This is a genomic window from Bordetella holmesii, from assembly GCF_020735985.1.
GTDB lineage: Bacteria > Pseudomonadota > Gammaproteobacteria > Burkholderiales > Burkholderiaceae_B > Bordetella > Bordetella holmesii.
On record NZ_CP085973.1, the window covers coordinates 3,200,523 to 3,219,406 of the forward strand.

At 63.0% G+C, this 18,884-nt stretch carries 17 protein-coding genes and 2 pseudogenes; 8 read left to right on the forward strand and 11 right to left on the reverse strand.

The features are described 5' to 3' along the window. Nucleotides 1-39: 39 nt before the first annotated feature. Complete coding sequence (locus LK440_RS15350; protein WP_005017817.1) at nucleotides 40-942, forward strand: LysR substrate-binding domain-containing protein; 903 nt, start codon at nucleotides 40-42, stop codon at nucleotides 940-942. 48 nt (nucleotides 943-990) lie between these two features. On the opposite strand, the gene LK440_RS15355 is transcribed toward LK440_RS15350, so the two are convergent. From LK440_RS15355 to LK440_RS15385, 7 genes are read right to left on the reverse strand one after another with little or no spacing between them, the layout of a single operon-like run. Beyond that, complete coding sequence (locus LK440_RS15355) at nucleotides 991-1,605, reverse strand: TetR/AcrR family transcriptional regulator (protein ID WP_005017816.1); 615 nt, start codon at nucleotides 1,603-1,605, stop codon at nucleotides 991-993. 27 nt (nucleotides 1,606-1,632) lie between these two features. Further along, nucleotides 1,633-2,415 (reverse strand): AMP-binding protein, encoded by a 783-nt coding sequence (locus LK440_RS17910; protein WP_250637137.1) that lies wholly within the window; start codon nucleotides 2,413-2,415, stop codon nucleotides 1,633-1,635. After that, nucleotides 2,357-3,418 (reverse strand): AMP-binding protein, encoded by a 1,062-nt coding sequence (locus LK440_RS15365; protein ID WP_269465417.1) that lies wholly within the window; start codon nucleotides 3,416-3,418, stop codon nucleotides 2,357-2,359. The genes LK440_RS17910 and LK440_RS15365 overlap by 59 nt, the downstream gene beginning before the upstream one ends. Beyond that, nucleotides 3,415-4,557, reverse strand: coding sequence for a CaiB/BaiF CoA transferase family protein (locus LK440_RS15370; protein WP_005017814.1), 1,143 nt, complete (start codon nucleotides 4,555-4,557; stop codon nucleotides 3,415-3,417). Before LK440_RS15370 ends, LK440_RS15365 begins: the two co-directional genes overlap by 4 nt. Before the next feature lie 12 nt (nucleotides 4,558-4,569). Beyond that, nucleotides 4,570-5,700, reverse strand: coding sequence for an acyl-CoA dehydrogenase family protein (locus tag LK440_RS15375; protein ID WP_005017813.1), 1,131 nt, complete (start codon nucleotides 5,698-5,700; stop codon nucleotides 4,570-4,572). A 28-nt stretch (nucleotides 5,701-5,728) separates the two neighbouring features. Beyond that, complete coding sequence (locus LK440_RS15380) at nucleotides 5,729-6,913, reverse strand: CaiB/BaiF CoA transferase family protein (protein ID WP_005017812.1); 1,185 nt, start codon at nucleotides 6,911-6,913, stop codon at nucleotides 5,729-5,731. A 2-nt stretch (nucleotides 6,914-6,915) separates the two neighbouring features. After that, nucleotides 6,916-7,965: a glycoside hydrolase family 88 protein gene (locus tag LK440_RS15385; protein ID WP_005017809.1), complete on the reverse strand. Its 1,050-nt coding sequence runs from the start codon at nucleotides 7,963-7,965 to the stop codon at nucleotides 6,916-6,918. 136 nt (nucleotides 7,966-8,101) lie between these two features. Here LK440_RS15385 and LK440_RS15390 point away from each other — a divergent pair, with 136 nt between their 5' ends. Both LK440_RS15390 and LK440_RS15395 read left to right on the forward strand, forming a co-directional pair. Continuing rightward, on the forward strand, nucleotides 8,102-9,670 hold the full coding sequence (locus LK440_RS15390) for an acetolactate synthase large subunit (protein WP_005017795.1): 1,569 nt from the start codon (nucleotides 8,102-8,104) through the stop codon (nucleotides 9,668-9,670). Between the two features lie 71 nt (nucleotides 9,671-9,741). Continuing rightward, nucleotides 9,742-10,746 (forward strand): Bug family tripartite tricarboxylate transporter substrate binding protein, encoded by a 1,005-nt coding sequence (locus LK440_RS15395; protein WP_005017793.1) that lies wholly within the window; start codon nucleotides 9,742-9,744, stop codon nucleotides 10,744-10,746. Nucleotides 10,747-10,822: 76 nt separating this feature from the next. On the opposite strand, the pseudogene LK440_RS15400 reads toward LK440_RS15395, so the two are convergent. The 3 genes and pseudogenes from LK440_RS15400 to LK440_RS15410 form a co-directional block, all read right to left on the reverse strand. After that, nucleotides 10,823-11,293, reverse strand: a pseudogene (locus tag LK440_RS15400) (integrase core domain-containing protein); the annotation flags it as partial. Nucleotides 11,294-11,298: 5 nt separating this feature from the next. After that, complete coding sequence (locus LK440_RS15405) at nucleotides 11,299-12,249, reverse strand: IS481-like element IS481 family transposase (protein ID WP_005013747.1); 951 nt, start codon at nucleotides 12,247-12,249, stop codon at nucleotides 11,299-11,301. Between the two features lie 211 nt (nucleotides 12,250-12,460). Further along, complete coding sequence (locus LK440_RS15410) at nucleotides 12,461-13,231, reverse strand: IclR family transcriptional regulator (RefSeq protein WP_005017780.1); 771 nt, start codon at nucleotides 13,229-13,231, stop codon at nucleotides 12,461-12,463. Nucleotides 13,232-13,346: 115 nt separating this feature from the next. Here LK440_RS15410 and LK440_RS15415 point away from each other — a divergent pair. The 3 genes and pseudogenes from LK440_RS15415 (at nucleotide 13,347) to LK440_RS15425 (ending at nucleotide 16,541) form a co-directional block, all read left to right on the forward strand. Then, nucleotides 13,347-14,759 (forward strand): annotated as a pseudogene (locus LK440_RS15415) (amidase). Nucleotides 14,760-14,809: 50 nt separating this feature from the next. Further along, nucleotides 14,810-15,781 (forward strand): Bug family tripartite tricarboxylate transporter substrate binding protein, encoded by a 972-nt coding sequence (locus tag LK440_RS15420; RefSeq protein WP_005017777.1) that lies wholly within the window; start codon nucleotides 14,810-14,812, stop codon nucleotides 15,779-15,781. A 121-nt stretch (nucleotides 15,782-15,902) separates the two neighbouring features. Beyond that, nucleotides 15,903-16,541: a TetR/AcrR family transcriptional regulator gene (locus LK440_RS15425; protein ID WP_005017775.1), complete on the forward strand. Its 639-nt coding sequence runs from the start codon at nucleotides 15,903-15,905 to the stop codon at nucleotides 16,539-16,541. Nucleotides 16,542-16,564: 23 nt separating this feature from the next. On the opposite strand, the gene LK440_RS15430 is transcribed toward LK440_RS15425, so the two are convergent. Then, on the reverse strand, nucleotides 16,565-16,849 hold the full coding sequence (locus LK440_RS15430; protein ID WP_005017772.1) for an acylphosphatase: 285 nt from the start codon (nucleotides 16,847-16,849) through the stop codon (nucleotides 16,565-16,567). 168 nt (nucleotides 16,850-17,017) lie between these two features. Between LK440_RS15430 and LK440_RS15435 the strand changes: the two genes are divergently transcribed. After that, the gene (locus tag LK440_RS15435; RefSeq protein WP_005017769.1) at nucleotides 17,018-18,181 is read left to right on the forward strand and encodes an alpha-hydroxy acid oxidase; all 1,164 of its coding nucleotides are present in this window, start codon (nucleotides 17,018-17,020) and stop codon (nucleotides 18,179-18,181) included. A gap of 85 nt (nucleotides 18,182-18,266) precedes the next feature. Beyond that, entirely contained in the window at nucleotides 18,267-18,833 is a 567-nt protein-coding gene (locus LK440_RS15440; protein ID WP_005017766.1) for a cysteine dioxygenase family protein, read from the forward strand. The last annotated feature ends 51 nt before the right edge of the window (nucleotides 18,834-18,884 follow it).

Sequence of the window (18,884 nt, forward strand, 5' to 3'; positions counted from 1 at the left end):
GCGGGTATAGCTGCAAGACATAGACGAAAGAGGACAAAAATGAAATTCAAGCTGCGCCACATGGAAGTTTTTCGGGCAGTCATGCTGACCGGTTCGACCAGTGCAGCCGCGCGCATGCTGTTCGTTTCCCAGCCAGTTGTCAGCCGCACTCTGGCCAACATCGAGACCAGCCTCGGCCTACCATTATTCGAGCGCAAAGTCGGAGCGCTGTTACCCACCGAAAATGCGCGCGTCATCTTCCGGGAGGTCGATGATCTGTACAGCGCTGCGGCGCGGATCGACGGTCTGGTGGAAAATCTCAAAGGTCACCGGCAAGAGCGCATCAGCTTCTCGAGCAGTCCGGCACTTGGACTGCGAGTCGTGCCAAAGGCGATCAAGCACTATCTCGCCACTCAGCCACCGGCAGCCTTCTCATACAAGACCAGCTTGATCAAGGAAATGCCCGCTGATCTGCTAGGCAAGGTGGTCGACTTTGCGCTGTCGATCTGGCCTATTGACCACCCCAATCTACGCTGCATACCCTTGTTCGATGGCAAGATCTGCCTCGCGGTCCCGAAGGGCCACCCATTGTCGCAGCGCCGATTGATCAAGCTCGAAGACCTGACGGGCTTGCCCCTCATTCTCTATCAGCAAGAAATGCCCATAGGAGCATTGATCCGCGAACGGCTGCGTGCGGCTGGCGTCGAAGATGCGCCTCTTGTCGAAATCAACCGCTCTGAGCAGGCCTGCGCACTCGTGCACGAAGGCGTGGGTGTGGCGCTCATCAACGAGCTCTGCGTCGACGAGGAGTTGTGGAGTGGGCTGGTCGCCAGGCCGGTGGATCTGGATTTTCCGGTTGCGGTCTACCTCATCACCTCGGCGTTCGAGACCTTGCAGTCCGGATGCGAGACCTTCCTGCAGATGCTGGTACGTCAGCAAGTAGAGGCACTCAATACCCGGTGAGCGGACGCACGCTCGCGGTGCGCTGACCGGTGGGCCCGCCCATTTGAATTACATCGCGTTCGCCCCGAACTGACGGACCGCATTGCAGGACGACTGCGTCAGCATTCTGCCGACTGCCGGGTCCCGGCCGCTGCGGTACCACAGCAGCATATTGCCGTCATGGCGGGCCATATTGGCCAGCACCGTGGTTTCGATGTCCAAGGTTCTGGACAGCTCACCCTTGTGCACGCCGGCAGTGAAGATTTCGGTCAACACCTCGGTCATGATGGCGTAGTAGGCCCGCACGGCCTGCCTGGCTGGGGTATCCGTCTCACGAAACTGCAGGCTGGTCAGGATCAGGATCACCAGATCATCCGGATACTTGGCGGCCCAGCCCGCCTGTTTCTGCACAAAGGCGACCAGTTTCTCCACGGCGCTGCATGTGAGCTCGCGGATATGCTGTTGCGTCAGCACAATGGAGCGCTCGCGGATCCGATCCAGCAAATACACCAGCAGGGCTTCCTTGGTCTTGAAATAGTAATAGACCGCCCCTTTGGTGAAACCGGCCTCATCCGCGACCTGCTCCAGGCTGGTTTCGGTGTAACCCTTGCGCGCAAAAAGCATCAGAGCTGCCCGCTCGATTTTCTCTACGCTCGCTTCGCTGTCTTGTTTTTTCTTTGCCATCGCTGAATCAGCCAGAAAGTCCCGCCATCACACGGCAGGCCGAGCATCCTCGGCCGCGTTTGGCCGGTCCATCAGGTCGCGTAAGTTGACCCCCTCACGCTTGCGGTCCCACAACTCCAGGCTCAAGGCGGTGTTTTTGACCGACACACGCTGCAGTTTCCCGGTAACGGTTCGCGGCAAGGCCGTCATCTGACAGAGGAACCGCGGCATCATGAAGTGCGGCAGTTGGGCCATCAGAAAGCGCAGCAACGCCAGGTAATCCATGCTGACGCCCGGCCTGGGGACGACGCAAAGCAATATATCATCGTCGCCCTCGAAGCCAGAATCCACACCGACCGCAGCCGATTCGACGATGTCCGGATGCAGCAGGGCGGCGGCCTCGATATCACTGGCCGAAATATTCTCGGCGCGCCGACGGATGCGTTCCTTGGCCCGGTCCACAAAATACACCGCGCCCGACTGATCCACATAGCCGCAGTCGCCGGTGTGAAACCACAAGTTGCGCCAGGCCTGCACGGTCTGCTCCGGCATACCCAGATAACCTTGCATCGTCGTCCAGGGATGGCGCGGGCGAACCGCAAACTCACCGACCTGGCCGGCAGGAACCGGACGGTCGCAGACATCGAGCACGGCGAGTTCGAAGTTTTCCTCGTCGACCCGGCCGCAGGAGCCCACCTGTAATGCTTCGCGATGATCCGTCCAACAGGGAATCCCGATTTCCGTCATACCCCAGACCTCCATGCCCCGCACGCTAAAGCGCTGTTCGAAAGCGGCGGCAATACGTTTGGGAAAGGGTGCGGTGCGTATCAACCTGAGCTGGTGCTGGCTGTCGGCAGGCGAGGGGGGGTTGGGCGTAGACCATCTCGAGCATCGGTCCATGCGCGGCGGTCACGGTGGCGCCGTAGTCACGAATGCGGCCCAGCCATTGGCTGGCATCGAAGCCCGAGTCCAGCACGACCTTGCCGCCAGCCACCATGGTGGCGAGCACCGACATGAATTTCCCCGCCATGTGATACATGGGATAGAAGGAGAAAAAAACGTCGTGCTCGGTGAGATCCATTTTCTCGGCCGAACGCCTGGCCAGCAGAGCGATCTGCGCATGCGGCAGCAGCACACCTTTGGCAGGACCGCTGGTGCCTGACGTGTATATGATCGACGCAATATCGGACGGCTCGGCGTGATGAGCCAATGTGTCATGGATGGGTGCTGCCCTGAGGTCCGCACAGCGAACGACCCGCAGAGTGTCGGGGACGCTCCCTTCGTAAACAGCGTCATCGAGCAGCACGATGGTGCGCAAGTGCGTCAACCGCGGTGCGCAAGGCAGAATCACCTGGAGAAACGCTGCGGTCGTCAGCATCACCTGGGCTTGGCTCAGATTCGCCGCATGTTCCAGGCTTGCGCCCTTGTATCCGGTGTTGATTCCGACATCGACGGCATTGAGCTGATTGGCCGCCAGCCAGGCGTGCACGGCGCCATGGGAGTTGGACAGCATGCTCAAGACCCGATGCCCGGCGCGCACACCCAGACCATGCAATCGCGCGGCCAACTCCGTGACGTGCCGGCCGGTCTGTGCATAGCTCTCGCATGCGCCGCCGGCCACCTCCAGAAACGGTCTTTCCGCAAAAAGCGCCACGGCATGCGCCACAATGGCCGGCACGGTCTGGCCGGTCCCCACTACGTCGTTGGCGAGCGCGTCGCTCACCTGATTATGTCGATCAGCGGCCATCATATCCGGGCGTGAATTCAGGGAGAGCGCCAGTATACGTGCATCATTTGCGGCCGCTGCCTGGCTGCGCCGGGCCTGAGCGCTCATGCGTTTTCTTCCTCGGCGAAGACGTCGGCCCGGTCGGCATCCAGGGTAGGCGGACCGCGCCGGATGGTAGCCGGTGTACGGGACAAGCGGATCGGGCTGCCTACGAAACGCATGTCCTGCTGGCCGGCCACGGGTACCGTGGCGATGAGCTCATTGGCTTCGGTCTGAGGGTGGGCCAATGCCTGATCAAAATCCAGAATAGGCGCGGCCAGCACGCCCGCGCCCTGCAGTTTTTCCACACTTTGCTGCACAGTGAGCGGGAGAAAATGCGGCTGCAACATGCGCGCAATCTCTTCTTTGCCTGCGGCTTGGCCGTACTTGTCTTCCCAGCCCGGCGTTACGGACAAATCTTCTATCCCCAGCCCCTGGCAGATCAGTTGAAGGGGGTTATCCCGGAAGAAGCCGATGACCGTCAGCCAGCCGTCGCTAGCCTGAGCCGTGAAGTTCAACGCCCGCTCAAACCAGCGTGTCTCATAGCGGTAGTTGAGCGCCGTCGCCGCTTCAAGGCTTTGCATTGCCATCAAGGCGCCAAACAGAGAGACATTCACCTGCTTCCCCCGGCCTGACGTATGGCGCTCCATCAGCGCCAGCAGAATGCCTTGCGCCAGAAGCAGTCCGGAAGTGAAATCCGCGATGGGAACATTGATGAAGGTCGGCGCGCCCGCCGACGCAGTGGTCTTCCAGGCGATGCCGCTAATAGACTGGATCAGGAAATCCTGCCCGGCCATGCCGGCCAGCGGTCCCGTCTGCCCGAAGCCGCTGGCCTCGGCGTAGACGAGACGCGGATTGATGCGCTGCACTTCCTGATAACCAAACCCCAGGCGTTCGAGCACGCCCGGCCGGTAGTTGTGCATCAGCACATCCGCCTCTTGCAGAAGTCGCCTGAAGATCTGTTGATCGGTGGGGCTCTTCAGATCTAGGCAGACTGATCGCTTATTGCGATTAACTGCCCCGAAGTAACTTCCCATCGTGCCCTGGGCATTGGCGACGGTGTCGCTGTGCCTGAGCGAATCGCCACGACCAGGACGCTCGATCTTGAGCACGTCCGCGCCATAGTCGCCCAGGATCTGGCCGGCCAGCGGGCCCTGGAATACCTCGCACAACTCCAGCACTTTGATGCCATCCAGAACTGTGGACATCGTTGTCTCCCACTAGCTTTTGTAGACTTCTTTGGCAATCATCAAACGCTGAATCTGATTGGTCCCTTCCCAGATCTGCGTCACCTTCGCGTCGCGCAGCATGCGTTCGACCGGGTAGTCCTTCAGATAGCCGTAGCCGCCATGCAACTGAACCGCATCGGTAGCCACGGACATCGCGGCATCGGTGCACAGCACCTTGGCCATGGATGCGTACTTCCTCGCGTCGGGCAGATTGTTGGCGGTCAGCGTGGCCGCGTGCATCAGCATGGCGCGGCCAGCCTCCACCCTCATGGCCATGTCGGCCACCATGCCCTTGATCATCTGGAAGTCCGCGATGGGCCGGCCGAACTGTTCGCGCTGCTGCGTGTAGGCCACGGCTTCATCCAGCGCGCCCTGCGCGATACCCAGTCCGTGCGCGGCATACTTCAGGCGCGAGGCCAGCAAACCTGCACGGATGTATTCGCCGCCGCGACCCGGTTCGCCAATCACGCGATCCAGCGGAATCTCGCAGTTATCCAGGATCACGTCGGAGGTCGGGCTGCCACGCAGGCCCATTTTTCGTTCCGGCGCCCCGAACGAGACGCCCGCATCCTGCTTGCTGACCAGGAATATCCCGAACTGTTCGTCTTGCGTGCGCGCGAAGATCAGATACCAATCGGCCCAGCCGCCATTGGTGATGAATCGCTTGGTCCCATTCAACACCCAGCCGTTGGCGCTGCGCTTGGCCGTGGTCACCACCCCCATCAGATCCGAGCCGCCCTTGGGCTCGGTCAGCCCCCAGGCCGATCGGTGTTCGCCGCGAACTACGGGCTCGATGATCATCTGTTGCTGGGCCGCGCTGCCGAATCGTTGCACCAGCATCATGATCCAGCAGGTCGACACCGTGGTGGCCGTGGCCGCGCACACGCGCGCCAGCTCCTCGACCGTGATGATCTGCGTGAAAACGTCGCCGTCCTGCCCGCCCAAGGCCTCGCTAAAAGGCAGGCCGGGCAGCCCGAGCTCCAGACTGGCTTGCAGCGCCTCTGTCGGCGGACGCGCCTCGTCGTCCACAAGCGCGGCATATGGCTTGACCTTTTCTCGGGCAAAACGCCGTACCTGCTCACGAAACGTCGTGTATGTATCGTCATACTGAGATATCAGCATGCTTGTCTCCTGTATCCGTGTCTGGGCGTCAAGGTGTGTGGGTCATCTTCGGAGGCCAGGTGCGCGAAGGTATCCGCTGGCGTTCACTCTGCGGGCTGGCCTGCGCGATCTCCTCAGGAAACAGCCCGGCCTGCGCAAGGATCTGATCTGATCGGTCCGTCGTATCAGTGGGCGGCGCGGGGAAAGCCCGCGTGCCAAACCGGGGGATGACCGGAACGCTGTCCGCGTTGGCCGTCCCATGCCGAGCCACGATATGCGGTTGCCGCCAGACTTCCTCGGGGCTGAGCACCGGCATCAGGCAGGCCTCTTTGCCCGCGAAAAGCCCGGCCCACTGATCCCGAGTCTTTTCCCGGAAGCGGGCATCGAAACGCTCACGAATAGCCGGCCACAGGCGCATATCCATGTGGTCGGGCGGCTCGCTCTCGAACAAGGTGCGCCACAGGTTGATGAAAAACTGCGGCTCCAGCGCGCCTACGGACACGTATTTGCCGTCAGCGCACTCGTAGCACCGATAATAGGGCGCGCCGCCAGCCAACAAACCCTGGCCGCGGGCCGGAAGAATGGGCGTCTGCCACACGGGCCAATGCATAGCCAGCAGCGACAGACACCCATCGATCATGGCCGCATCTACATATTGTCCTTTGCCCGTGCGCGTGCGGTCGAAAAGGGCCGCCACGATGCCCAACGCCGCAATAAAACTTCCCGCCGCAAAATCGGCCAACAGGTTCAGCGGCACCGAAGGTGGGCCGTCTGCAGGGCCGATGGCGCCCAGCACGCCGGTCAGCGCCAGATAAGAGATGTCATGTCCGGCTTCCTGCGCCAGTGGGCCGTCCTGACCGTAGCCCGTCACCGAGCAATAGACCAGACCGGGATTCTGCTGACTCAAGGTCTCGTAACCCGCGCCCAGCCTGTCACACACCCCAGGCCGGAAGCTTTCGACGAACACGTCCGCGGTCTGGCATAAGCGCTGCAGGGCAGCTTGTCCGGCCTCGGTCTTGAGATCCAGTTTGATGAAATGCTTGCCTCGCGAAAACGTCGCGATCGGATTGCCGGCGCGCCCGCCGCCCACCACGATCACTTCCGCGCCGAGGTCAGCCAGCAGCATCGTGCAGTAGGGGCCGGGTGCCAACCTCGACATGTCGATGATCCGCACACCCTCGAGCGGTTTGCGGGGCGGCTGATCGGCAGAAGATGGGGGGATCGCTGCGGTCATCTTCAAACCTCCAGACCGTGCAGATGATCACGCAGCGCATGGGCGGCGAGCAGAAAGAACCCCTGGCCGAACAAGGTCCAGCCAAAGGGCACCCCAGGCCCGCCTGGCACCATGGCCACACCGGGCACACGACCGCAACTCTCGACACTGCCGGCCACCACCGTAAACGCCTTTATCGCCCGAGCGCGCAATTGCTCAGCCGGGCAGGCGGCCACGGGCACATCCAGTTCGATGGCGCGCTCAGCCGCATAGGCAAACATCAAGGTCGCCGAAGCTTCCAGATTGGATAGGGGGTCATCGAGAACGTGGAAGAAGTATCCCGAGGCGTCCTGCATGCCGGCCATGGCCCCCAACACCCTGGCGTAGGTGTCGCGAACAAACGGTGCCTGCGCGTGATCCGGGGCAATCGTCAGCAACTCGGCACAGCACGCCAGCAACCAGCCATTGCCGCGCGCCCAAAAGGTCGACTGCGGGAAATGATTGGGCTTTTCGCACCAGGCATGGCGCGCGAGATGAAATTCGCTGTCCACCAGGCGCACGACATGAACGCGAAACTGCGCGAACGCCTCGTCCACCGCCGCCGGCTCGCCTGCCAGTTTGCCGTAGTCCGCCATGAAGGGGCACATCAAGTAGGTGAAGTCGATCCATAACTCCGGGCCTTCGCCGCGCGACCAGATCCCGCCCTCAGTCGTGCGGGGGGCATCACGCAGCGCCTGATACTGCCTGGCGGCACTTTCCAGATAGCGGGGATCGGGATGGCGGCGGTGTAACTGCATCATCGGCGCGCCCACGGCGGCGGTCTCGCTGGCCAGGGGGGTGAACGAGCGTATATGGCCGCCGCTGGAGGTATGCCAGTCACCGTAACTGAGGTTGCCGTCCGACTTCTGCGTGGCGACCGCGCGGTCGATCCACCGTTTGGCCAGCGGCTGAAATTCCGCCATCTCCCACACCAGCAGCCCTGAAATCTCCGCCGCCTTCTGCCAGCAATCGCGCTCGTTGGGGTTGTCCCGAATAAACCCGCTGACGCGCTGAACCAACTCCTCCAGGCCCATATTGACTTCTCCATTTTCGATACATACTATGTGGCTAGTATGTCATGTACGACGTTTCCGGGTGTCAAGCAACTGGATCACCCGTCCGGCATCCTGCATGTCCAGACGCCCGGTCAAGACCACGGAGGAGTTCCGCATGAATGGCTCGGAAGCAATGGTTCACACCCTGCTGAACCATGGCGTTTCAGTATGTTTTGCCAACCCCGGCACCTCGGAGATGCACTTCGTCTCCGCGCTGGACCGCCTGCCTCAGATGCGGTGCATACTCGGCCTGTTCGAAGGTGTGGTCACCGGTGCGGCTGACGGGTACTACCGCATGACGCGTCAACCAGCCGCCACCTTGCTGCATTTGGGATCAGGCCTGGGCAATGGGCTGGCAAATCTGCACAATGCCAAACGCGCGCGCTCGGGCATCCTCAATATCATTGGCGAACATGCGCAGGACCACATCGCCAATGACGCTCCTCTTACCTCCGATATCCAGGCTATCGCACGGCCGGTTTCGCACTGGGTGCGCACCTGCGCATCGGCGGCGACCGCCGCGGCCGACACCGCCGCGGCCGTGCATGCGGCCAGTGGCGCGCCCGGCAAGGTGGCATCTCTGATCCTGCCCGCCAACGCCGCGTGGGAGCCCTCTGCGGGCGGAGCCGTGCGGCCACAGCGGGCGCGGCCAGCGCCCTCGCCGGCAGCCAGCGTAGTCGACGCCATCGCGCAGGCCCTGCGAACGCCTGACGTGCGCCCGGAAGAAATCGCCCTCTTGCTGGGCGGGCGGGCCATGCTGGGTGAGGGCCCTCGCCTGGCGTCCCAGATCGCCGCGCGTGTCGGATGCCAATTGCTGGCCGAAACCAAAAACGCGCGCTCGCAGCGCGGCGCCGGGCACGTCAACATCCCGCAGATACCTTACCCCTTGAACGGCGCGCTGCAAGCCCTGTCTGGCGTGCGACTGCTCATTCTCGTCGATGCGGTGGCGCCGGTCGCTTTCTTCGGCTATCCGGACAAACCGCGCTTTCTCACGCACCCGGACTGTCGCATCGAGACCCTGGCCACCGCCGAAGAGGATGCGATGACGGCGTTGGCCGCGCTCAACGACGCCGTGGGCGGACGAGCCGATCAAATGGTGCTCGTCGGTTCGGGGGCCCGCGACCAGCCATGGGATGAGCAAGCCCGGCCCAACTCCCAGGACATGGGCCGGGTCATGGCGGCTCTGCTGCCCGATCACGCCATCGTCGTCGATGAGGCGATCACCACCGGACGCCAACTGCAGACCGGCGCGGCGGCCGGTCTGGCCCACGACTGGCTGGAAATCACTGGCGGCGCCATCGGCTACGGACTGCCATGCGCGGTCGGCGCCGCCGTCGCTTGTCCCGACCGAAAAGTGGTCGCAGTCATCGGCGATGGCAGCGCCATGTACACCTTGCAATCCCTCTGGACCATGGCCCGCGAGGGGCTGGATATCACGGTCATCATCTGCGCCAATCGCAAGTACCAAATCCTGCAGGGCGAGCTCTCCGCCATGGGCGGCCCGCCGCCAGCGGCCAACGCCACACGCATGCTCACGCTAGACGCACCCTGCCTGGACTGGGTCAAGCTGGCCGAAGGCCAGGGGCTTAGTGCCACGCGCGTGGCCACCATGGCGGGCTTCGCCACATCTTTAGCTGCGGGCCTGGCCAGCGGCGCACCGAATCTGATCGAGGTCCTGATCTGAGACACCCCGGGCGTGATTGCCCGCTCGTTTTCACCACGTAGAACAAAACAAAGCCACCAAGGAGACAACCCATGCAACCGAACAAGCCGCACAGCGGCGTCAAACACCTCGTGGCCGCGGCGCTGGCTACCGCCGCGACCTGGGCACCCCTGTCAGCCAGTCTGGCCGCCTACCCCGAGAAGCCCATTGTGATTGTCGTGCCCTTCTCGCCGGGCGGCTCGACCGACCAGATCGGCCGTTTCGTCGCCGAGCATCTGCAAAAGCAATTGAAAACGCCGGTCGTGGTCGAGAACAAACCCGGCGCCAACGGGACCGTCGGCAATGGCTACGTCGCGCGCGCCAAACCGGATGGCTACACACTGCTCATCGGCGGCACCGATATCGCGGCAAGCCCTTTTCTGTACAAGAATCTGCCCTACGATCCCAAAGACTTCATCCCTCTCGGCTTGGCCGCAGAGTTTCCCTTCGTGATGCTGACCAGCAAGAAGAAGGGCATCACCACGGTGCAACAGTTCGTCGACTATGCCAAGAAAAATCCAGACAAGGTCAGCTTCTCCTCGGCCGGCATGGGCAACTCCACCCACCTGGCTGGCGAAACATTCAAGAAGTCCGCGGGCCTGGACGGCATGCTGCATGTCCCCTTCAACGGCAGCCCCCAAGCCTTGACCGCCGTCATCAGCGGGCAGGTCGACACCGTATTTGATACCGCCATCACGGCCGTGCCCATGGTCACGGGCGGCCAGGCCAATGCCCTGGCCGTGATCGCACAGCAACGGCTTGCGCTGTTGCCCGACGTACCCACCATGACCGAACTCAACTACACCGAGTTCTCCAAACTCGTCCCCTGGTCATGGAAAGGCGTCTTCGCGCCCGCGGGCATGCCGCCCGAAGTGGTCAAACAGCTGCGCGCCTCGCTCGCAGCACTGGTGACCGACCCGACGTACAAGCAGCGTATCGAGAATGCGGCGTCGTTGACGGTGCCGCCTAAATCCCCCGAAGAACTGGAGAAGTTCCTGGCGGATCAGCGCGTGGGATGGGAGCGCGTCATCAAAGAAGCTCAGGTGCAGCCCCAATAAACGGCCCCAGGCCACAGTCCCGACTCAGCTATTGTGGACCGAGCGCCCCATGCTCGGCCCTGACCTGCCCCCAGATTTAGTACGGCACCGACATAGAGCCCAGGGGTAAAAGACCTTCTTTCTGATGAGCCTGCACGAATTGCGCCGGCGTTAAATATCCGAGCGCGCTGTGAGGCCGATCGGTGTTGTACTCGACTCGCCAGTTTTCGATCAAGCTTTTAGCCTGTCGCAGGGACAAGAACCAGTGCTCGTTAAGGCATTCGTCGCGGAACTTGCCGTTGAAACTTTCGATATAAGCGTTCTCCACCGGCTTACCCGGCCGAATAAACGACAGCTTTACGCCTGCTTGGTAGGCCCAGGCGTCCAAGGCTCTTCCGGCGAACTCTGGCCCGTTGTCCACGGTAATAGATCGCGGCAGGCCACGCATCTCCGCCAGCCGTTGCAGCACCATGGCAACACGCAGTCCCGGCAACGACGTATCGACCTCGATGGCCAGGCATTCGCGAGTGTAGTCATCGACGATAGTCAAACAGCGGAATCGGCGGCCATAGGCTAGGTGTGAACTGTCAATAGGTTGTATTCGTCCAGGTTGAGTCTGGAGATGGGTACAGCGCGCCCGATGCCTTGGTGGGGTCGATGCCAGTTGTAGTGGTGTAGCCAGGATTTCATGGCATCGGCTCGGTGTTGGGAGTTCTGGTAGGTGTGAGCGTAAGCCCACTCACGCAAGGCCGACTGGATGAAGCGTTCGGCCTTGCCATTGGTCTGTGGGCGGTAAGGTCGGGTAAAGCGGTGCTTGATGCCCAGCTCATGGCACAGCGCGGCGAAGGCGCGGCTGCGAAAGGCCGAGCCATTGTCGGTGAGCAAGCGCTGGATGGTCACGCCCAGGCGCTGGTAGTAGGCCACTGCGTCCTTGAGGAACTGGACGGCGCTGGGGAAGCGCTCGTCGGGGTGGATGTCGGTGAAGGCCACGCGGGCGTGGTCATCGATGGCCACGAAGACGAAGTCCCAGCCGGCCCCCTCAACGGTATCGCGTCGGTTGCCCGTGACCCGGTGGCCAGGGCGCTGGATACGTCCCAGCTTCTTGATGTCGATGTGCAGCAGATCGCCGGGGGCCTGATGCTCGTAGCGCACCACCGGCTCGGCCGGCTCCAGGTCGGCCAGGTGCGACAGACCGGCGCGGGCCAGGACGCGGCTGACGGTGCTGGCTGACACGCCCAGCGCCTGGGCGATGCGCGCTTGGGTCAGCCGCTTGCGGCGCAGCTCCACGATAGCCAGCGCCTTGGCCGGCGCAATCGCTCGGGGCGAGACCGTCGGGCGCGAGGACGCATCGGCCAAGCCCGCCTGGCCCTGAGCCAGGAAGCGGCCCAGCCATTTGCGCACAGTCGGCGCGGTGACCCCATAGGCGCGGGCCGCTTCAGGCACACAAACTTGATGGGCGATCAATTGCTGGACCATTTCGAGTCGACGTAGGAAGGTCAATCGGGCATGCTTATGGGTGTTCATCCGGCCGGGCTCCTTGAGTGAACTGGGGGGTTGGCGATTTCCAGTTTCTCAAATCCGGTTCGGATGAACCATGCATACAACCTATTGAATCTTCACAGCTAGGCGTAGCTACCTACGCGACTCTCGTCGCACTGCATCAGGCCGGCCCGTGCCTCCGATGCGGACCAAGCCCCTAGCGCCAGCCACGCGGTTGGCTGGGCATGCGGCAGTGTCAGAGGGTGCTGCTGATAGCGTAGGCGGTTTGCAGCAGCAAAGGGACGATCTCTTGCGTCAGGCGCGCCAAGGGGTAGTCGGTGGCCGAGGCCGTGACGTTGATGGCCGCGCGAGCCTGACCGGGCACCTGACGCAACAGCACGGCCGCCCCGACCTGGTTGAGCAATACCTGATCCTGTGTCAGCGCGTGCCCATCGCGACGCGCCTGGGCGATGGTTTGTCCGAGCGCGAGAAGGTCGGTGGTCGTGCGCGGCGTGTAGGGTTGGATGTCGGACTGCGCCAGAAAACGGGCAACGGTGTCGTCGTCAAACGGCGTGAGCAACATGCGCCCTGCGCTGTTGCACCAGGCGGGCATGCGGCGCCCGGGCAGCATCTCTGCCAGCGTCAATTGGCGGCTGGGAAGGCGCAGCAGGTAGATCATGTCCTGGCCATCGAGCACGCTCATATTGACCGCCAGGCCGCAGCGCTCGCGCAGGGCGACCAGGTGCGGCGCGGCCTGGGAGATGAGACGGTCGCTGCGCAGAAAGTAATAACCGAGTTCGACCACGCGCGGGCCCAGGACGTAGCGGCGTGATTGCGGGCTTTTGTCCAAGTAACCCAGGCGCTCCCAGGAGTGGACGATGCGCTGCACGCTGCTTTTGCCCAGTCCGGTAAGCCTGACCAGATCAGTCAGGCCGAGCGAATCGTGGGCGTGGCGAAAAGCCTCGAGCACCTGCATGGATTTGCCCAAGGAAGCGATGTAGAGCGGATCGTCGTCGGTGGCTGGCATGGGCGCGTGTTTACCCGCATTGTCCGGGAGGCGGCAGCGGTTTATAAATATCAAATACGTGTACTTTGTATTGTATAGCGATGCTTTCAGTGTCGCAATGTTGTGAGGATGTTTTATGAGCTGGCAATCCCTGTGCGAGATGACCGCAGTGCAGATGCGTGCGCAGATCGCCGCCGGACAGTTAAGCGCGCGCGAGGTGACCGACGCGCATTTAGCAGCCATTGGCCAACGCAACCCGGCTGTCAACGCCATTGTGACCCTGGATGAGCAGGCCGCGCGCGAGCAGGCGCAGGCCGCCGACGATGCGCAGGCCAGGGGGGCGGAGCTTGGCTTGCTGCATGGGTTGCCTGTGGCGCATAAAGACTGTTTTTTGACGGAAGGCATGCGCACGACATGGGGTTCGCCCGTGCACCGCGACTTCGTGCCTGCGCAGTCCAGCCTGATTGTCCGCCGTCAGCGTGCCGCCGGAGCCATCACCCTGGGCAAGACGAATATGCCGGAGTTTGGTGCAGGCTCGCAGACCTTCAATCCTGTCTTCGGCGCCACGCGCAATCCTTATGACTCGGCGTTGACGGCAGGCGGCAGTAGCGGGGGCGCGGCCGCGGCGCTGGCCTGCCGCATGCTGCCGCTGGCCGACGGCACGGATATGGGAGGGTCGTTGCGCAATCCGGCCAGTTTCTGCAATGTGGTGGGTTTGCGCCCGTCACCCGGGCGGGTGCCGCAGTGACCAAATGCCGCTGCCTTCAACAGCCTGACCGTGGCCGGGCCCATGGCCCGCACCGTGGGCGATGTGGCCTTGTACCTGGCGGCGATGGCGGGCCCTGACGCACGAGACCCTTGGTCGTTGGACCAGGATCCGCTGCGTTTTGCGCGCAGCCTCGATAGCGATGTGCGTGGCACGCGAGTGGCCTACGCGCCGAATTGGGGCGGGCTGCCCGTCGAGCCCCGGGTGCGTGACGTGTTGCAGGCGAGTCTGCCGGTGTTCGAGTCCCTGGGCTGCGAGGTGCGTGAAGCCTGCCCGGATTTCAGCGGCGCAGACGCGGCTTTTCACGCGTTGCGGGCCCTGGCCTTTGCCGTGACGCAGGGCCCGACGCTGGCTCGCGAACGCGCCCGCATGAAGGACACAGTGGTCTGGAACACGGAGCTGGGCCTGAACCAGGCGGGTGCGGTGTTGGCGCAGGCCGAGCGAGATCGTGCGTCCTTGTTCACGCGCATGCATGCCTTTATGCAGCAGCACGACTTTCTCGTCGGTCCGGTCAGCCAGGTGGTGCCTTTTCCGGTCGAGGAGCCTTATGTGCGCGAGATCGATGGCACGCCGATGGAGAACTACATCGACTGGATGCGCTCGGGCTACTACCTTTCTTTGACCGGGCATCCGGCCATCTCCCTGCCCTGCGGCTTTACGGTAGAGGGGCTGCCCGTGGGCATACAGATCGTTGGCCGTTATCGCGATGAACTCGGACTACTGCGTCTGGCCCATGCCTACGAGCAGGCCACGGGTCTGTGGCGGCGTGCGCCGGCGTACTAGGTATTCATAACCGCGGAGCCAAGCTTCGCTTCAGAATGGGGAAAGCAGTTATGTTGTATCGAGTGTTGCAGCGGCTGGCCGTGGTGGGCCTGATCAGTGTGGCCGCCCTGTCTGGGACGGTGGCGGCGACTGCGTCGTGGCCGCAAAAGCCGGTCACGCTGGTCGTGCCCTTCCCGCCCGGCGGGTCGACAGACGTGCTGGCGCGACTGTTTGCCGCCACGTTGGGTGAACGCCTGGGCCAGAGCGTGGTGGTCGAGAACCGGCCCGGCGCCAATACGGGGATAGGCGCGGCCGCCGTGGCTCGGGCAGCGCCGGATGGTTATACGCTGATGATCACGGGCGCCCCGACGTTTACGACCAATTGGCTGCTCTATCCCAATATCGGCTACGACCCGGTCAAGAGCTATGAGTACGTGGCCATTGCCGGCAGCGCCCCTTTTGTGATTCTGACCAACCCGCAAACGGGATTGACGTCGGTGGCCGATGTCATCAAGGCCAAGGACGCACAAAGTTTCGGCTCCTTCGGGACGGCATCGACGCCGCATCTGGCTGGAGAGTTTCTGGCCCAGCGCACCGGCGCGAAGCTTCTGCACGTGCCTTACCGCGGTAGCGCACCAGCCATGACGGACCTGATCGGCAATCAGATCCCGCTGTCGATCGAAACGCTGGTGGCAGCGCTGCCGCAGATCCGTGCCGGCAAGGTGCGGGCGCTGGCCCTGACAGGCGCGCAGCGCTCCTCCCTCGTGCCGGAAGTCCCCGCGGTGATCGAGTCCGGCGTGCCGGATTATGACTTCATGACCTGGTTTGGTCTGGTGGCGCCTCGCGGCACGCCGGCGCCCGTCGTGCAGCATCTGGCCCAGGAGGTGCAGGCCATGTTGGCGGAGGAAGGCACGCTGGCCAAGATGCGTGAGTTGGGTTTTGAACCCTTCTATGCTGATGCCGCAGCCTTTCACACGCGTGTCGAGCGGGAGCTCAAACGTAACGCCGAGGTGATCAAGAGCGCAGGTATCAAGGTCGAGTAAGCCACGGTCTGTGGATAAATCATGGCCCGAGGAGCGATACACTGGCCATGATTCTTTTGCGCGACGGCCCGCCGGGGCTTGGCTACACTGGCGAATCCCCCGCCCTCTGGAGATCTGCCGCATGACCACGCCTACGCCGACAGCCGCGCGCGACGACGGTATGGGGAACATCGCGCTGCTCACGGCTGCGGCCGAATGCTTCATGGAGCAGGGGTTCTACGCGACCAGCATCGACGACGTGGCGCAGCGGCTGGGCGCGACCAAGGGGCGTGTCTACCACTACTACCGCTCCAAGACCGACCTGTTCTTCGATGTGCACCGCGAAGGGATGCGACGCAACGTCGAGGCTGTGCGTCCTGCCATGCAAGCGGGCAGCAACGGCGCAGAGCGACTGGCGGCGATGTTTCACCGGCATGCCTTGACCATGATGGAGAATCTGGCGTTCGAGACGGTCGTGGTGCATGGCGTGCACATGCATCGACAGGCCGCGATCACGCTGGCTCAACGCCGCACGCTCGATGAGCTGATGGTCATACGCGATGACTTCGAGGCGTTGTTCAAGACGGTGGCCAACGAGGGCGCGGCGGACGGGTCGCTGCGGACGGATGATGCGTCGGTGGCGGTCAAGGCCGCGCTTGGCGCGATCAACTGGATGGCCATCTGGTACCGGCCCAGGCAGGGAGAAACGCGGCAGGACCGCGAGGCGCTGGCGGGCAAAATCGTCAGCGGTCTGATGTCCGGACTGGCGGCGCGGCGCTGATCGCGCCGCACGACGCAAGGGGCTCAGTGTTGGGCGAAATGCTTGAAGCGGCGCTCGCCGTCGTCGCGCCGTGACTCGAGGTCGGTGACCACGGCCGCAGGCGGGCCGCGCCGCATCCACTCCAGCATCTGGTCGATCTGATCCGGCGTGCCCTGCACCATGGCTTCGACGGTGCCGTCTTCCATGTTCTGCACCCAACCGGTCGCGCCGATCAGGTGTGCGCGGCGTACGGTGGCATGGCGATAGCCCACGCCTTGGACTTTGCCGCGTACGACGACGAACACGGTTTCGATATGGGGGTCTTGCATAACGGATTCCTGTAGGAGCTATGTTGCAGGGCAGCATGGCCGCGCATTGGCCCGAATTATCGGGCCGTGCGGCCTGCAGCGCCAAGCTGCCATCGTATACTTCCCATCGATTCCGGGATGTCCCGGAGACGTCAGGCGGTGCGCCCAGCCGCATTATCCCGAGCATCCATGAGCCAGAATCTCTCCACGGTGACCTGCATCGAAGATCTGCGAGTTGTCGCGAAACGGCGTGTGCCGCGCATGTTCTATGACTACGCGGACTCTGGCGCCTGGACCGAAGGAACTTACCGTGCCAATGAGAGCGAGTTCCATAAGATCAAGTTGCGTCAGCGTGTGGCGGTCAACATGGATGGCCGCTCGCTGGCAACCACGATGGCGGGTATCGACGTCAAAATGCCCGTGGCGCTTGCGCCTACGGGCCTGACGGGCATGCAGCACGCCGACGGTGAAATTCTCGCCGCGCAGGCGGCTGCCGAATTCGGCGTGCCGTTTACCTTGTCGACCATGAGCATCTGCTCTATCGAAGATGTCGCGCAGGCCACACAAAAGCCGTTCTGGTTTCAGCTGTATGTGATGCGCGACCGCGAATTCATCGGCAATCTGATCGATCGTGCCAAGGCCGCCGGCTGCTCGGCGCTGGTGCTGACGCTGGATCTGCAGATCATGGGCCAACGGCACAAGGACATCAAAAACGGTCTGTCGGCGCCGCCTAAGCCCACGTTGCGCAATATGCTCAACCTGGCGCTCAAGCCGCGCTGGTGCCTGGGCATGGCAGGCACCAAGCGTCGCACCTTTGGCAATATCGTCGGCCATGCCAAAGGCGTGACCGATCTGGCGGCGCTGTCGTCGTGGACGGCAGAACAGTTCGACCCCCGGCTCAGTTGGGACGACGTGGCCTGGATCAAGGAACGTTGGGGCGGCAAGCTGATCCTCAAAGGAATCCTGGACGCTGAAGATGCGCGCCGCGCGGCCGCTACCGGTGCCGACGCCCTCATCGTCAGCAATCATGGGGGTCGCCAGCTCGACGGCGCGTTATCGACCATCGAGGTGCTCCCGTCCATCGTCAGCGAGGTGGGTTCGCAGATCGAGGTCTGGCTCGACAGTGGTATCCGCTCCGGACAGGACGTGTTGAAGGCCATGGCGTTGGGCGCGCGCGGCACCATGATCGGCCGCGCGTTTCTGTATGGGTTGGGGGCGTACGGCAAGGCGGGCGTGACGCGTGCGCTGGAAATCCTCTACAAGGAAGCGGATGTCACCATGGCGCTATGCGGCCGACGTAATCTCTCCGAGGTTGACACGAGCATTCTCGTCCCAGGCACCTACCCGCGATAACACGCAGGCGGCCGGAAGCGGCGCTATCGCGTGGATCTGTGGTCCGCCGGGGGCGGATGCGAATGAGCAACCCCAAGGAGACGACATGGACAGCATGCCTGCGAAATACCTGGACTTCTCGCGGCGTTTTACCGCGCTGATCGACGCGGCGGCGAGCGACGAGCAACGCATACTCGATCGTGGCGCAGCCATGTTGGCCGAGTTGATCGCCGTTGATGACTGGTTGCCCGAGGCGTTCGCGCAGCCGCATCCTCGGTACTACCAGCAGTATTTGCTGCACGCCGACCCGCAGGATCGGTTTTCAGTGGTGAGTTTTGTCTGGGGTCCCGGGCAGACGACGCCCATCTATGATCACACCGTATGGGCCATCATCGGCGTGCTGCGGGGCGCCGAGTGTTCGGAGATGTTCAGCCCTGGGAAGGTGGGTCAGCCCATGGTGGCCGGGCCGACCCAGACGTTGCGCGCGCGCTCGATAGAGACGCTGTCGCCAGCGGTTGGCGACATCCATCGGGTCTCCAATGCTTTCGTCGACCAGGTCTCCATCAGCATTCATGTCTACGGCGGCAACATCGGCAAGATATCGCGCCATGTGTTCAACCCGCAGACCAGCGAGCCCAAGGCCTTTGTGTCTGGCTACTGTAACGCGCCATAAGCCGGTAATGGCCGGCACGGGTGCGTAGCTGCTGCCACGCGCCCGGGTTGT